This window comes from Butyrivibrio proteoclasticus (assembly GCF_900115735.1).
Lineage (GTDB): Bacteria > Bacillota > Clostridia > Lachnospirales > Lachnospiraceae > Butyrivibrio > Butyrivibrio proteoclasticus_B.
Genome location: NZ_FOXO01000023.1, coordinates 1 through 15,649, shown reverse-complemented (window position 1 = coordinate 15,649; position 15,649 = coordinate 1). Strand labels below are relative to the sequence as shown.

12 protein-coding genes and 1 rRNA gene are annotated in these 15,649 nt (G+C 37.6%); 2 read left to right on the top strand and 11 right to left on the bottom strand.

Annotated elements, in window-relative coordinates:
- The first annotated feature begins 36 nt into the window (after positions 1–36).
- Positions 37–1,920 (top strand): TaqI-like C-terminal specificity domain-containing protein, encoded by a 1,884-nt coding sequence (locus BM146_RS13475; RefSeq protein ID WP_083413550.1) that lies wholly within the window; start codon positions 37–39, stop codon positions 1,918–1,920.
- A gap of 55 nt (positions 1,921–1,975) precedes the next feature.
- Positions 1,976–3,004 carry a 3-deoxy-7-phosphoheptulonate synthase gene (locus BM146_RS13470; protein ID WP_074890050.1) on the top strand — a complete coding sequence of 343 codons (1,029 nt, stop codon included), beginning with the start codon at positions 1,976–1,978 and terminating at the stop codon, positions 3,002–3,004.
- Positions 3,005–3,090: 86 nt separating this feature from the next.
- Here the strand turns inward: BM146_RS13470 and BM146_RS13465 are convergent, their stop codons facing one another.
- From BM146_RS13465 to BM146_RS13415, 11 genes are all read right to left on the bottom strand, one after another.
- On the bottom strand, positions 3,091–4,401 hold the full coding sequence (locus tag BM146_RS13465) for an aspartate aminotransferase type Ic (RefSeq protein ID WP_074890047.1): 1,311 nt from the start codon (positions 4,399–4,401) through the stop codon (positions 3,091–3,093).
- An 18-nt stretch (positions 4,402–4,419) separates the two neighbouring features.
- Positions 4,420–5,313 (bottom strand): tyrosine-type recombinase/integrase, encoded by an 894-nt coding sequence (locus BM146_RS13460; RefSeq protein WP_074890045.1) that lies wholly within the window; start codon positions 5,311–5,313, stop codon positions 4,420–4,422.
- Positions 5,314–5,394: 81 nt separating this feature from the next.
- A complete protein-coding gene (locus BM146_RS13455) occupies positions 5,395–7,113 on the bottom strand; it encodes a DUF6020 family protein (RefSeq protein WP_074890043.1) in 1,719 nt (572 codons plus the stop codon).
- Entirely contained in the window at positions 7,114–8,403 is a 1,290-nt protein-coding gene (locus BM146_RS13450) for a diaminopimelate decarboxylase (protein ID WP_074890039.1), read from the bottom strand. It abuts the gene before it with no gap.
- 77 nt (positions 8,404–8,480) lie between these two features.
- Positions 8,481–9,158, bottom strand: a complete 678-nt coding sequence (locus tag BM146_RS13445; RefSeq protein ID WP_074890036.1) for a uracil-DNA glycosylase — start codon at positions 9,156–9,158, stop codon at positions 8,481–8,483.
- A 17-nt stretch (positions 9,159–9,175) separates the two neighbouring features.
- Positions 9,176–9,937, bottom strand: a complete 762-nt coding sequence (gene hisF / locus BM146_RS13440) for an imidazole glycerol phosphate synthase subunit HisF (protein ID WP_074890033.1) — start codon at positions 9,935–9,937, stop codon at positions 9,176–9,178.
- Between the two features lie 11 nt (positions 9,938–9,948).
- On the bottom strand, positions 9,949–10,566 hold the full coding sequence (gene hisH / locus BM146_RS13435; RefSeq protein ID WP_074890030.1) for an imidazole glycerol phosphate synthase subunit HisH: 618 nt from the start codon (positions 10,564–10,566) through the stop codon (positions 9,949–9,951).
- 44 nt (positions 10,567–10,610) lie between these two features.
- Positions 10,611–13,097 (bottom strand): hypothetical protein, encoded by a 2,487-nt coding sequence (locus BM146_RS13430; RefSeq protein WP_074890027.1) that lies wholly within the window; start codon positions 13,095–13,097, stop codon positions 10,611–10,613.
- Entirely contained in the window at positions 13,094–13,912 is an 819-nt protein-coding gene (locus BM146_RS13425; RefSeq protein WP_074890024.1) for a hypothetical protein, read from the bottom strand. Before BM146_RS13425 ends, BM146_RS13430 begins: the two co-directional genes overlap by 4 nt.
- Positions 13,913–14,020: 108 nt before the next feature.
- The gene (locus tag BM146_RS13420; protein ID WP_074890021.1) at positions 14,021–14,926 is read right to left on the bottom strand and encodes a chemotaxis protein; all 906 of its coding nucleotides are present in this window, start codon (positions 14,924–14,926) and stop codon (positions 14,021–14,023) included.
- Positions 14,927–15,275: 349 nt separating this feature from the next.
- Positions 15,276–15,649 (bottom strand): 23S ribosomal RNA (locus BM146_RS13415); the annotation flags it as partial.

Genomic DNA, 15,649 nt, shown 5'->3' with positions numbered 1-15,649 from the left:
CTTGCAAAACGCTTTCATTTCTTTGATAATATCCTCATGAGCGAAGAATATATGACTATCCCGGAATTAAGTGAATATTTGAAAATCTCTGAAGCAACAGTCAGAAATTGGATAAAACTTGGAAAAGTTGTTGCCACAAAACGCGATAACAAAACTATCATCCTCAACAAAGACATACAAATGCTGTCAGAATCACTTAATACATCAAAAATGCTCACATCCAGAAGAAATAAGTCCCGCCTTGGTTTAAACTATATTCCCAAATCATATATTTCAAAAAAATCTCCAAACTATAAAACCATAGTTTCAATAATCGGAATATTTCAGAAAATGACCCTGGAAATCACTGAGGTTATCAGTTTCTATGCTGATATGATAATGACGTCAAAAGGAATTCCAAAAGAGATCAGACAAAGCCTTCTGCCTGGACGCTTACCGTCCAAAAAGACAAAAGCTCTTTTTTCTTCATATAAACTTGTATACGTACCTTTTGAAGACACCTTGGGACTTATATATATCTCTCTCAGACGTCTGCAGGATAAAAAGGCTACCGGTTCCTACTACACTCCTTTTTTTGCTGTAGATCTTATGATAAATGAATTACCTGCTACAGTTCAAAACATATGCGATCCTGCATGTGGAACCGGCAACTTCCTTTTACGGCTTCCTGATTCATATGCTCTTGAATCGATCCATGGATACGACATCGATGAAATTGCCATCAACATTGCAAGGATCAATCTGTCCATTAAATATGGCATCAGTAAAAAAGCTGAACTTAATACTATTACTCACAATATCCGTTGCATAGACTTTTTAAGCAATAATGAAATGCTTCATAAATTTGACATTATCATTGGTAATCCGCCCTGGGGCAGCTCTTTTACCAAAGAGCAGGTGATTGAACTTAGGAAAAACTATGAAAGCCTTTTAAGTAAAGGAAAACCTGAATCATTTGACCTTTTTGTAGAAAAAGCTGTAAAGAGCCTTACTTCTGATGGAAATATGCTCTTTCTTCTTCCTGAAACCATTTTGGGTGCCGATTACCATGAGTCAGTAAGGGCATTCATGGAAAAAAATGCCTTTGTTTCAGGAATCAGTTATTTGGGCGATATTTTTGATAAAGTACAATGTCCATGCATCATTTTAAGGCTTAATAACAAAGAAACAGATGGAATAACCGTTAGTCAATATAGAAAAATTAAAAATGAACTCATTGTCTGTGAAAAAAAATATATGGTTAGCCCTCATAGGATCAATAAAAATAGCTTCCATATTCTTGCGGACAATGAAGAATACAAAATCATTGAGAAAATTCTCTCTGTTCCTCATTTTACCTTAAAGGGACAGGCTGATTTTGCCTTGGGAATTGTAACAGGCTCCAATAAATCTGTTTTATCAAAAACACCTTTAGATGGATATGAAGGAATTGTAAAAGGGTCCGACATCCATAAATACTACTATGATGATCCAGAAAACTATACTAAATTTGCCCCGCAAAATTTCCAGCAGGTTGCTCCTGAACACATGTATCGGTCAGCCGAAAAACTTTTTTATAAATTTATTGCAAATGAGCCCATATTTGCCTATGATAGCAAGGGTGTCATTTCTCTTAACAGTGCTAATATACTGATTCCAAGAGTTCCCGGATACTCTGCTCTTTATATTATGGCTGTGCTCAATTCAAGAGTCATGGCTTTTTATTACAGGCATACTTTTAAGAATATGAAGATGCTTCGTTCAGCAATTGAGTCACTTCCCATTGCAAAGTGCGATGAATATACTATGAATACCATAAGCTCTCTAGCTCTTGAAATTACTGTTGAAAAGCTGACATCATCTGAAAAAATATGTCAGCTTAATGCCTTAATTGACAACTTATATTCTTTAGATAAAAACAAGTTTACTTTTACAGTTTAAAGTGCTATAGTATGACTTACGTGATTAAAATAAAGCTATATTGGAGGAATAATAAATGTCTTTTGAATATATACAAAAGCTTCCCACTCCTGATGAGATCAGGGAAGAATTTCCACTTACAAAAGAACTTGCAAAGATAAAAAGAGAAAGAGATCAGGAAATTGCTGATGTATTCACAGGTAAAAGCAATAAGTTTCTCGTAATTGTCGGCCCATGTTCAGCTGATAATGAAGACGCAGTTTGCGATTACGTTTCAAGACTTGGAAAAGTTAACGAGAAGGTTAAGGATAAGCTCATTCTTATCCCAAGAATTTATACAAATAAGCCTCGTACAACCGGAGAAGGCTACAAAGGAATAACATCTCAGCCTGACCCGGAGGGAAAAACAGATTTTCATGCCGGCCTTATCGCCATGAGACATATGCAGATCAAGGCAATAGAAGAATCTGGTCTAACTGCTGCCGATGAGATGCTCTACCCTGAAAATTGGGGATACGTTGCTGATATCCTCTCCTACGTGGCTATAGGCGCCCGTTCTGTTGAGGATCAGGAACACCGCATGACAGCCAGTGGATTTGACGTTCCTGCTGGTATGAAAAATCCTACTAGTGGCACATTCAGCGTAATGCTCAACTCAGTATATGCTGCACAGCAGTCACATTCATTTGTTTACAGAGGCTATGAAGTTACTACTAATGGTAATCCTCTTGCTCACTGTGTTCTTCGTGGTTCAAGCAACAAGCATGGTCAGTCACTTCCAAACTACCATTATGAAGATTTAAGCCTTTTATTAAAGCTCTATGAGCAACGCGAAATTGTAAATCCGGCTGCAATAATTGATGCTAATCATAATAACTCTAACAAGCAGTACAAAGAACAGATCAGGATTGTAAAAGAAGTTCTTCATTCAAGAAAACTTAACTCAGACATTAAGGGACTTGTTAAAGGTGTAATGATTGAGAGCTACATCGAAGAAGGAAATCAAAAAATCGGTGACGGAATCTATGGTAAATCCATTACAGATCCATGTCTTGGCTGGAATGATACAGAACGCCTTCTTCTTGAGATTGCAGATCTTGCGTAAACTGTTCCTTTTCCAATTCTAATACAAAAAATGAGGCCTCTTCTATCCCAAATATAGAAGAGGCCTGTTTATTCTATTTAGTCAAATTATTCAGATTCCGCAAGTAACTTATCAATTGCAACAATTCGAACACATACAGTAAAGATGTCCATTGCAAGCTTAAGATCTGAAAGTGATGGAAATGTAGGAGCAATACGTATGTTACTGTCATGAGGGTCCTTCCCATATGGATAAGTTGCTCCTGCCTTAGTCATTGTTACTCCAGCTTTCTTTGCCTTATCTACTATAGCCTTAGCGCATCCATCAGGGGCATCAAAACTGATGAAGTATCCACCCTTAGGATTTGTCCATGATCCAATTCCTACCGGCTCAAGATCTCTTTCAAGTGTTTCCAAAACCGCCTCAAACTTAGGTCTGATTATAGCGGCATGTTTTTTCATATGTGCCTTGATTCCAGCCAGATCACCAAAGAAACGTACATGACGAAGCTGGTTAACCTTATCATGACCGATTGTCTGATAGGTAAGCTGAGCTTTAATCTCTTCAAGGTTGTTCAAAGATGTAGCTATAGCTGCTATTCCACTTCCAGGGAAAGTAATCTTTGATGTTGAAGAAAATTTATATACAAGATCCGGGCTTCCTGCTTTTTTACACTCTTCAAGAATCTCAATAAGATAATCCTGACTTCCATCATAGAGATGATGAACACCATAAGCATTATCCCAAAAGATTCGGAAATCCCTAGCTGCAGGACGAAGTCGCGCAAAACGTCTTACTGTCTCATCTGAATATGAGTATCCCTGTGGGTTTGAATACTTCGGAACACACCAGATTCCCTTTATTGATTCATCATCTTTTACTAGTCTTTCTACTTCATCCATATCAGGACCTGTAGGAGTCATCTGTACAGGAATCATCTCAATTCCAAAATACTCTGTTATTGCAAAATGCCTGTCATACCCCGGAACAGGGCAAAGGAATTTAACTTTATCAAGCTTGCACCAAGGAGTGTTGCCCATAATACCATGAGTATATGCTCTTGATACTGTATCATACATAACATTAAGAGAAGAATTGCCATAGATAATGATGTTTTCAGGCTTATTCTCCATCATGGCTCCAATCAGGACCTTTGCCTCATGGATACCATCGAGTACACCATAGTTACGGCAATCTGTTCCATCCTCACAAGAAAGATCTGCATCAGAATTAAGCGTATCCATCATGCCCATAGAAAGATCAAGCTGCTCTCTGCATGGCTTTCCTCTCGCCATATTAAGATTAAGTCCCATACCCTGATACTTTTTATACTGAGCCTTCAGCGCTTCTTTTTCCTGCATAAGCTCCTGCTTAGTCATTTCAGAATACTTCTTTGTTTGGATTTCGCTCTTCGCCATTTTAATCTCCTTAAAAAATCAATTTCTTATTCTAGCCCATCCATATGGGTCATTAACTTGTTCATCTTTGGAAATGTATTGTGAAATAGTATTGCTGTCTGCATATCCCATAAGTTCCTGAACAGAGCTGATATCAGCTCCATTCTCAACTAAATGTGCCGCAAAAGAATGCCTTAAAGTAAAGATAGTAATGTCAGAATCAACTCCGGCCTTTCTGACATAAGTCTTGATAAGCTTCCATAGTCCCTGTCTGCTAAGCGACGTACCATTACAATTTACGAAAACGAACTCTTCGTCATTAGAACTGCCAATCAGCTCTCTTCTTGCATTAAGCAGGTAATCATGCATCGCTGTTTTTGCTTTCTTTCCATAAGGAATAAGTCTCTCTTTGGAATCTCCTGCGTTCCTAGGAAGACGAATACAGCCAAGTCCAATATCTACATTGGAAAGCTTCAAATTTACAAGCTCTGACGCTTTTAATCCAGTAGCGTATAACAACTCTAATATAGCCTTGTCTCTTTTACCCTTGGCATCACTTGAAAATTTCTGTGATAAAAGGCCTTCAATCTCAACTGCAGATAAAACTCTGGGCGGATTCTTTTTTACATGGGGACTTTTCAAGATTTCTGCAGGACTATCTGTGATATTCCCATTCTCTACCATGTATCTGAAAAAAGCTTTCATAGATGTATAATGCCTTGTGATAGACGCAGGGGCAAAATTCTCATTTTTTAAACTATTAGCGTAGTCAGTTAGTTTATCCTCTGTCACACCGCTGACTTCATCTATCCCACGCTCGTGCATGAATGCCGCCATGCGTTCAAGATCACGCTTATATGAAAGGCAGGTATTCTCGCTGGTTTTCTTAACACTATGAAGATGTTCTACAAACTCATTAATCTGTTGATTCATATTTTTGATCTCAATGTGTTTAATTGGATAATTGTATACAAATATGCACTTAAGTTATGATACTACACAAAATCCGATGAATCAAGCCTGTTTTGAAGAATTTACCCTACTGATAAAAAGTGGCCAGACCAAAACCAAAGAATATGCATATCTAAATTCAAGATTAGGTGCTGCTATTAAAAGCGTTCCAAGCATCAAAAATAAAAGCCACATCTCTGGTGTCTTTATTTTTTTCTTTATACCTGCCAAAAGAGCTATTATCAAAAGCCATGAGTATGTTCCAATACTCCAAAACATGCCATAAATTGGAACAAAACCTCCGAGCTTAATAAATATTTCTTTTGTCTTAACTACAAGCTTACCGCCTATCTTAGGCATCCAGACAAGGCCATAATCATTGCCCATTATGCCGTCTATATCTCCTACTGCATATGTAAAATCAGGATAAATATATCCTCCAAGAAGATCAAACCATGCAGAAACGTAATCTCCAAAATATCTCGGTAAAAGACCTGCCCAAAGCTTAAAGTATTCTCCTTTGTGACTTTCAAGGTAGGTCACATTTCCGGCTCTTACAAGTTCTTTTATATTATCTGCATAATCCGGAGCATATAACTCATGAATATAAGTTGTATCTATTACTGCATCGATAAGCTCTTTTTCTGAAGGTTTGAGTTCTCTGTCATTAACTAAAACTCTTGCAATCTGAGAAATCGGAACAGATAAGGATTCGACAAAATCAGGCTTTTCTACCCCAAGCCTGTCAAATATCGGGCCTTTTACGACTGCAACAAATAAAAGAACAATAATAACTGATAAAACCGCTTTTTTTATTTCTTTTCTGAAGGAATATACAAAAACGAAAGACCATACTATAAATGCGTACCAGGCATTGGATCTAAATAATGAAAACAAAATTCCAAGCACGATGAAGCCCGGATATGAAGCTCTTTTATTTTTCATCTCAATAATATGGCACACGAAAAGAACTGTAATCGCAGCAAATGGAATATCCTTCCAAATAGTCACTGCAAACACAGCATTAAACGGAACCAGCGCAAAAAAGATAACACTTATCAGTTCCATAAGTAGATTATTCTTTTCGGAGATCACTCTTATTTCCATAACAAGCCTTGATAAGGCTGCTGCAAATAAAAGCATCTGAAAAACGGTATAGAAGCTGATAGCACTTACAGCATCTCTTGTAAAAAAGAATCCAATGCTATAGAAAAGCTTTATCAAAAGCGTGTGTACCATGGGATGATGATTGGAATATGGCCTTAATCCCATGATTTGTTCATACTGAACCAGTGAGTCAGCAGTCATTATTCCTGGGAATTCATATAGAAAATATGGAAACCAACAAAGAAGGCATAAACAAAAGCAAAAAATAAAGGTCTTTTTAGGGGTATTGATCAAATCATAATACTTATCAAGTATTTTTTGTACAGTCTGGTATTTTGCAGGAATTTCTTCTTTTTTATCTCTTTTTATAAGTGCATATAAGCCCTCGTAAATGATATAGCATAAACAGATAATGCCACATGATAAAATAAGGAGCGATAAAATCTTAAAAAGTGAACTGTCAAACCCTTCTGTAACTTTTGTTCTAAGAAAATATGAAACAACAGCGGATAGCCCCACCGATATACATAATCCAGGTATCTTTTTTATCTTATACTCTTTAGCCTTATTATCAGCAAATAAAAGACACACAAAAAGAACTACCGTTAGAGGATTTCTAACGGTAATTCCTAATATCAACTGAAGTGACCAACATGCAAAAAATGCTAAAAGCAATTATTTTCCCCCATCCATGATCTTATATAGCTTTTCCATAACTCCAAGACAGTCAAGAGTTGAAAAATAGTCTCTTGGAGTCTCAGCTCTTCTTATAAGCTGTACGCTTCCGTCCTCTTTCAAAAGAAGCTCTGCGCTCTTAAGCTTACCATTATAATTATACCCCATTGAATAGCCATGAGCACCTGTATCATGAATAAACAAATAATCACCTTTTTCAATCTCAGGAAGCGCTCTCTCAATGGCAAATTTATCATTATTCTCGCAAAGAGATCCTGTTACATCATATACGTGGTCTAAAGGTGCATTCTCTTTTCCCAAAACTGTAATATGATGATATGCGCCATACATAGCAGGTCTCATAAGATTAACTGCACACGCATCAACACCGATGTACTCTTTATAGATATGTTTTTCATGAATTGCCTTGGTAACAAGAGCTCCATAAGGCGCCATCATGAAGCGACCCATCTCTGTAAAAATAGAAGTATCTCCCATTCCGGCAGGAACAAGTATCTTTTCAAACTGCTCTTTTACGCCCTTACCAATTGCGTATATATCATTGCCTTCCTGGTCAGGTTTATAAGGAATTCCTACACCACCAGAGAGATTGATGAATGAAAGAGCAACACCTGTCTTTTCCTTGATCTCAACGGCAAGTTCAAAGAGCTGGCCTGCAAGAAGCGGATAATACTCATTTGTAACTGTGTTACTTGCAAGGAAAGCATGAATACCAAATTTTTTTGCTCCCTTATCTTTTAAAATTTTGTAAGCTTCAATAATCTGGTCTTTTGTCATACCATATTTGGAATCACCCGGATTATCCATGATTCCGTTACTCATCTGGAAAACTCCACCGGGATTATATCTACAGGAAATTGTCTCCGGAATCTTTCCGAGAGTCTTTTCCAAAAAATCAATATGTGTAAAATCATCAAGATTTATAATAGCGCCAAGCTTGTCAGCATAAACAAACTCTTCAGCAGGAGTATCATTAGAAGAAAACATAATGTCGCTTCCCTTGGCATCAACCGCTTCGCTTAACATAAGTTCAGTAAGAGATGAACAGTCAAAACCGCAGCCCTGCGCTTTAAGAATCTGCATAAGCACCGGATTAGGTGTAGCTTTTACAGCAAAGTATTCTTTAAAACCTTTATTCCAGGAAAAAGCATCATATACTGCCTTAGCATTTTCAATAATTCCTTTTTCATCATAGATATGAAAAGGGGTAGGATAGTTTTTTACAATATCTTCTACCTGTGCTTTAGTTACGAATGGTTTTTTCATAATAGTAATCCTCCGCTATAAAATAATTCTCCATCACTTTAACATGGTAATGTATAAAAACGCAAGAATTATTATTTAGCTCAAATATCTTCTATTTGCCAATCAATAGGCTCAAGTCCGTTCTTAACCAAGAATTCGTTACACTTACTAAAATGCTTACATCCAAAGAAACCTCTATAGGCTGAAAGTGGACTTGGATGAGGTGCCTCAAGTATCAAATGTTTTGGGTTATTAAGCATTGCCTTTTTGGTCTGAGCCGGTCTCCCCCAAAGCATGAAAACTACCGGGTCATCTTTCTCATTAACAGCCTTAATTATGGCATCTGTAAACTTCTCCCATCCTTTTCCCTGATGTGAGTTAGCCTGATGTGCTCTTACTGTTAGCACTGTATTTAAAAGAAGCACCCCTTGATCAGCCCATTTTTTCAAATATCCGTTGTTGGGAATCTTGCAGCCAAGATCATCATTCAGCTCTTTGTAGATATTTACAAGTGAAGGCGGTGTGTCTGCCTTTCCTGGTAAAACTGAAAATGACAGGCCATGGGCCTGTCCTGGCTCATGATATGGATCCTGACCAAGAATAAGCACCTTTACATCCTTTAATGGAGTAAGGTGAAGAGCATTAAATATATCATCTGAAGGAGGATATACCACATGTGTCTCATATTCTTTTTTTACAAAAGTAAACAGTTCTCTATAGTAATCCTTTGAAAACTCCTCTGATAAGGCCAGGAGCCAGTCGTTTGTTATCATTGACATAAAAATAATCTCCAAAATTATAATCTTACAGGAATTCCTCTTCCTTTCAGGTACTCTTTTACCTGCTTTATCTCAAGCTCTTTATAATGGAAAAGAGATGCCGCCAAAACTGCATCAGCTCCGCCAACAGTGAGTGCGTCATAAAAGTGTTCTAAAGTTCCGGCACCGCCTGACGCAATAACAGGCACATTGACAGACTGTGAGATTTGTCTTGTAAGTTCTATATCGTATCCAGCCTTTGTTCCATCACAGTCCATACTTGTCAAAAGAATCTCTCCTGCGCCAAGTGAAACAGCCTTCTTTGCCCATTCTATAGCATCAAGGCCTGTATCTATCCTTCCACCATGCTTATATATATTCCAGCCGCTACCATCTGCTCTTTTCTTGGCATCAATGGCAACCACAACACATTGACTGCCAAATTTATCTGCAGATTCTGCAATAAGCTCAGGCTTATCAATTGCTGCAGAATTCATGGAAACCTTATCAGCACCTTCTCTTAGTATTGCCTTTACATCATCTACTGTCCTGATTCCTCCGCCTACTGTGAAGGGAATGAATACTTTTTTTGCCACTTCTCTTACCATATCAGCAACAGTTGCTCTAGCCTCATTAGAAGCTGTAATATCCAAAAAGACAAGCTCATCTGCACCTGCCTTGGAATATGCTTCACCTACTGATACCGGATCACCTGCATCCTTAAGATCGACGAAATTGATTCCCTTTACAACTCGTCCATTATTAACATCAAGACATGGAATTATTCTTTTTGTAAGCATAGTCACCTCTCTTATACTTCAAGGAAATTCTTCAATATCTGCATTCCTACATCAGCGCTTTTTTCCGGATGGAACTGGCAGGCAAAAACATTCCCGCTCTCTACAGATGCATCTATAGACACACTGTAATTTGTTGTTGCAGTGACTTCATCTCTGTTCTCTGCCATCAGATAATATGAATGCACAAAGTAGACATAAGGGTTTTCATCAAGGTCCTTAAAAAGTCTTCCCTCTCTTGGAAAAGAAAGGCTATTCCAACCAATTTGTGGAATTTTATAATTATTGCCGTCTTTATCTGTAACAGGAATTCTATTTATTTTCCCACGCAAAATGCCTAGGCCGCTAACATTTTCTGATTCCATACTGGATTCAAAAAGAAGTTGCAGACCCAGGCATATTCCTAAGAATGGTATTTCTTTAGAAACAACCTCTGAAATTGTCTCTTTAAGACCATACTCATTTATTTTGTTCATTGCATCACCAAAAGCACCTACACCGGGTAAAACAACATGATCTGCCCTGTAGATTTCTTTGGGATTTCTGGTAACTAATGTCTTCGCACCAAGATAATCAAACGCTTTTTCTACACTTTTAATGTTACCAGCATCATAATCAATAATAGCTACCATCAAGCATCAAACTCCTTCCGAGATATCCGATGCTTTCAAGTGTATCATGATTCTAAAGTTCCGACAATCTCCATTATTCGGATAGTATAATCCCTTTCTTTCTTTATTGAATTTATTTCCACAATCTCATCTGCGCCAAGACCATAGTTTGATGACAATAACGATTCAATATTGTCATATACACTCTGAACCTGAACCTCAACTCCGTACTTTGCAGCTTCTTCAAGCAGATCGTCATGATTTCTCATTGCCATCAAAAGCATGTCCAAAGCTTCCTCTTTCATATTCATGGCAATGTAATTTTCATATCCGTTTAGATATCTCTCTGCCCATGCCAGGACTCTTGACTGCTCATAGATATTATCCTGTTCTTCAGTTCTGTCCTTGCCATATAAAAGTTTATATGCTGTAGTATATTCCCTCTGTTTATATGCATTGCTTGCTCTTGTCGACGTTACATTATCAGGAATGATCATTGAAGGAATAACGAAAAGGATTCCAAGTGATGCTGCAAATATAGCACAGATTGCAACTTTTTTAGGAGCAATGGCCTTTTCAGGAGCTCCCGGATCTTTAGGAGGTTTTGGTTTCTTCTCCTTTTTTGGTTTTGGAGGTTTTTCCTTTTTAGGTGGTTTTTCCTTTTTAGGCTTTTCTTTTTTAGGTTTCTTTTCCTTCTTTTCCTTCTTTTTCTTTTCTTTTTTACCCTTTCCCTCTTCTCCAAGCTCATTAAGAACCTGCTGATTCTCATCAGTCAGACTTGCAAGTCCTTCAGTAGATTCATCATCTTCTTTCGTCAATGCCTTTAATAACCGGGCAAAAAAGCCTTCTTTCTTTTTCTTCTTTTTTCCTTTTCCACTGGATTCTTCGTCATCTTTCCCGTTTCCGGCTATTGAAGCAAGATCATCTAACGAAGGTTCTGCACCTCCGTCAACTCCATCTTCTGTCAGAGCATCTAATATATCTTCTTTCGGTATTTCCGAATCATCAGATTGCTCAGCCTCTTCGTCAAGATGCGAAGTATTCTCCATATCCTCAACTTCATCATTAGCAAGGCTATTCATCAATGCATCAAGGTCTGGTACAGCAACATCCCCTTCTGATAGTGTATCTGAATCTCCACCAGTATCCATAGTGTCAATCCCAGCAACTTCACCATCAGCCGAGGCTGCCCCATCTTCAGCACTAAGAAGATCATCCAGGCTTGCTTCAAGGGCATCTAAATTGAGTTCACCATCATCACTATCTAAAGATGCCATATCATTACCTGATTTTCCGGTTTCTGTAACTGTTTCTTTTGAAATAGTATCTTCAAATGAAGGTTCTGCCAAATCACTCTCTCCTATAGCTTCTTCAGCTGTAATTTCTTCCTGAACATTGTCATCTGGAGCATCTGCATCAGCCTGATCTCCACTGTCTGCTACTTTCTCATCTAAAAGTCCGGCATTATCCATCATGGCTTCTATATCAGATAAATCCAGATTATCTGATTCTTCTTTTTCTTCACTATTTTCTGCATCTTCCATTGTAATATTTTCAACAGCGGAGGAATCATTTAATTCATCATCAGATGCTGTTCCCTCGTCTGTAACAGCACTTATTCCATCCGATACACCACTTAGTTCTTCGTACTCTGAAACGTCCGCTTCAGGAATACTATCAATATTCTTTAAACTCTCATTAATATCGCCACTGGCTGATTGAAGATCAGGTATTGAGTCTTCTTTCAAAGCCTCATCCATTACTGCTTCCATGTCTTCTAACGAAAGCTCACCAGTATTGTCATCATCTGCATTCTTAACCTCTAAATCCTGCATATTATCAAGTACACTAACAAGACTTTCCTCTAAATCCTGATCAGGTTCAGTCAAACTACTTGCAGGAGTTTCGTCAAGGAGATCTATTAATATTTCTTCAGGTGTCTCAGATGCATCTGTTGCTGAGTCTTTTTCAAAAGATAAACTAGAGTCCTCCGGAAGCATCACCTCCGGAGCCATTTCTAAAAGAGAATCATTTCCAGCAGATTCATCAATAATAGGAGGCTTTTCATTTGCCTGCGGAATATCATCATTTTTCTCCATCAGCTGTTTTTTTTTCTCTTCATTTGAACTATTGGAGTACTTACCGCTTTGAGCTTCCTGATCCATTCTTTCGACGTCAGCTATAGCCTCGTCCAACGCAATTTCTTCAGGATCCCTGACATCTTCAACAGTTGGTTCTGTGCCAATTGTAAAAGAAGGTATTCCTGAATCTGGAGAAGTCTGAATATCATTTAATAGAGACGATAATCTATCATCAACAATCTCATTTTTGTCAAGTTTATTTAATAATGTACCTATATCGTTTAAATCTTCGTTACCACCATTAGAGTTATCTACAAGCGCACTAATATCCTCTGCACCACCTTCTTCTAGTGATGTAGAGTTACTTCTGTCTACCTTTGATGACATTCTTCTAATGGCAGACTGAGGATTATCACTTGACTTGGCTGAATTCAGCAAGCTATCGAGATACTCTTCATTGTTGGCATTCATAGCCCATTTCTCTCCTGCAATATATAGTCAACAGAATTCATTTGAATTGACTCTGTTTTATCCTGAATTTCCGGGGTATGTTGATATAGTTTTTCATGGACCCTTATCAAATGTGCCTGCTTGTTAATAAATGTCACTTTTTCAAAAGGCCATCTAATAACTGTAGGATAATCAAGACCCACTCCAATTTCCAAAATGAGGAGCTTTTTGTTCAACGTATCAGTCAAAAAATGCATATAATCGCTCCATCTGTCCTGATAGGCACTCTCATTATATTTTATGGTCCGATATTCATTTCTCTTCTGATTTAGGTATAATACTTTTCCGTCAGCAAAGGGCTTCACAAAACTTGTATCATTATCAAAATCCCCCTCATTTTCTATGATAATAGTATGGATTTTGTTAACAACTTCTTTAAACTCTGGAGACTTATCTGCTAATAGTAAAGAATCATCTAAATCTGATGTTTGAAGATACATATATGTTCCGCATGGATATACACTCTTTTGAGGATCAAATCCGTACATTAGTGCATCCTGTAAAAAAATGTCAGCTACTAAAAAGTACTTCTTGTCTCCAATAATATCTTTTAAAGCTTTATAAGCTTTTTCTATTTTTGTATCTGTCTGATAATATGCATATTCATATTCAACTATAGGTAAAAGCCAATTATTCTCATCTTTCTTACAATATTCCAGTAATTTGCAATATCTTTCATCCTTTAAAAGGCCCTTACTAACCCAATTCCATTCACTTCCTATTCCAATAACAATTTTGTCAAAGTCTTTGATTAAACCAGCTAAACTTTGTTCCATGATGTAATACCGCCAAATGTTTATTATATTAAAATACTCCCTTTGCAGAACAGCCATTGAAAACGTGTTTCATAACTGAGAGACAAAGGGAGTTATAGTCAGTTAATATTAGCCTGCACTGGAAGCATTAACTAGTTCATCTATTACACTTACAAGATTACCAATCTCTGGCTTCGACAGCTGTCGATCTGCCCCAAGAGATTCACCTTTTCTTCTCATTTCTTCATTTACTAGCGATGAGAAAATAATAAGTGGTATATCCTTTGTAGCATCATCGCTCTTTACCAGCTTTGTCAATCTGTGACCATCCATGATTGGCATTTCTATATCTGTAATGATGCACTTAATATTATTAAGCTCGTTTCTTTCTTTACAGGCCTTAATATAGTCATATGCAAGCTTTCCATTTTCAAAATGTCTTACGTTATTATACCCCGCTTTATTAAGCGAATCTACAATAAGCTTATTAAGAAGCTGTGAATCTTCAGCAAGAACAATCGGAACTTCATTCCTAGGACGAGGACCAATCTCTGAAAGAGCATCCATATTAAGTCCTGTGTTAGGATTGATATCAGATACAATTTTCTCAAAGTCGAGAATGATAATAAGCTGATTATCAAACTTAATTATACCAGTTGAAATACTCTCCTCTGCTTTTGAAATAGTAGCATTAGGCTTAATAATATCAGCCCAAGAAACTCTATGAATTCCAATTACAGAATCTACATGGAAAGCAATGTCCAATTTATTAAAGTTAGTGATGATAAATAATCCACCTGCTTTGGAAGCGCCACGTTGTAAACAGTTCCTTAGGTCAATTGCTGTGATCATTGTATCACGAGGCATAAATATACCTTCAATACTAGGATGAGCATTTGGCACAGGTGTAACCTCCTGATACACAATGATTTCTTTGATCTTTGCAACGTTAATACCATAGCAATGATCATCAATCTTAAACTCAAGAACTTCTAGTTCGTTGTTACCACTTTCAAGCAGGATTTTTGATTCCATTCTCTCACCTCTCGTAATAAAATAGTAAAAAAAAGTGAAGTTAAAAAAGAAAAAACTAACACAAAACCGACTAAATATTAATTAAATATCCTCATTTAGTATAGCATAGATTTTTGAAAATAAATATAAAAAAACAAAAAAGACGGCTATTTGACCGTCTTTTAAGAATTCATTTATAAGTTTTTTATACTTTTATTTTTTTATTAAAATTTGTACCTTCAAAACCGAACACTGATCTATCTAAATCCATATCTATACTATCTATCGAAGTTATGCCTCAGTTGCTTTGCAACTGACGCCTAACACGCTCGAACCAGCTTCGTATATACCTCAGCAAGTTCTCACAGCCTTGGATAAGCCCTCGACCTATTAGTACACATCAGCTCAACACGTTACCGTGCTTACACCTTGTGCCTATCTAACCTCGTACTCTTCAAGGGGTCTTACTTACTTGCGTAAGGGATATCTCATCTTGAGGGGGGCTTCACGCTTAGATGCCTTCAGCGTTTATCCCTTCCGGACGTGGCTACCCAGCCTTATGCATCTGGCGATGCAGCTGATACACCAGCGGTCCGTCCATCCCGGTCCTCTCGTACTAAGGACAGCTCCTCTCAGATATCCTACGCCCGCGCCGGATAGGGACCGAACTGTCTCACGACGTTCTGAACCCAGCTCGCGTACCGCTTTAATGGGCGAACAGCCCAACCCTTGGGACCTGCTACA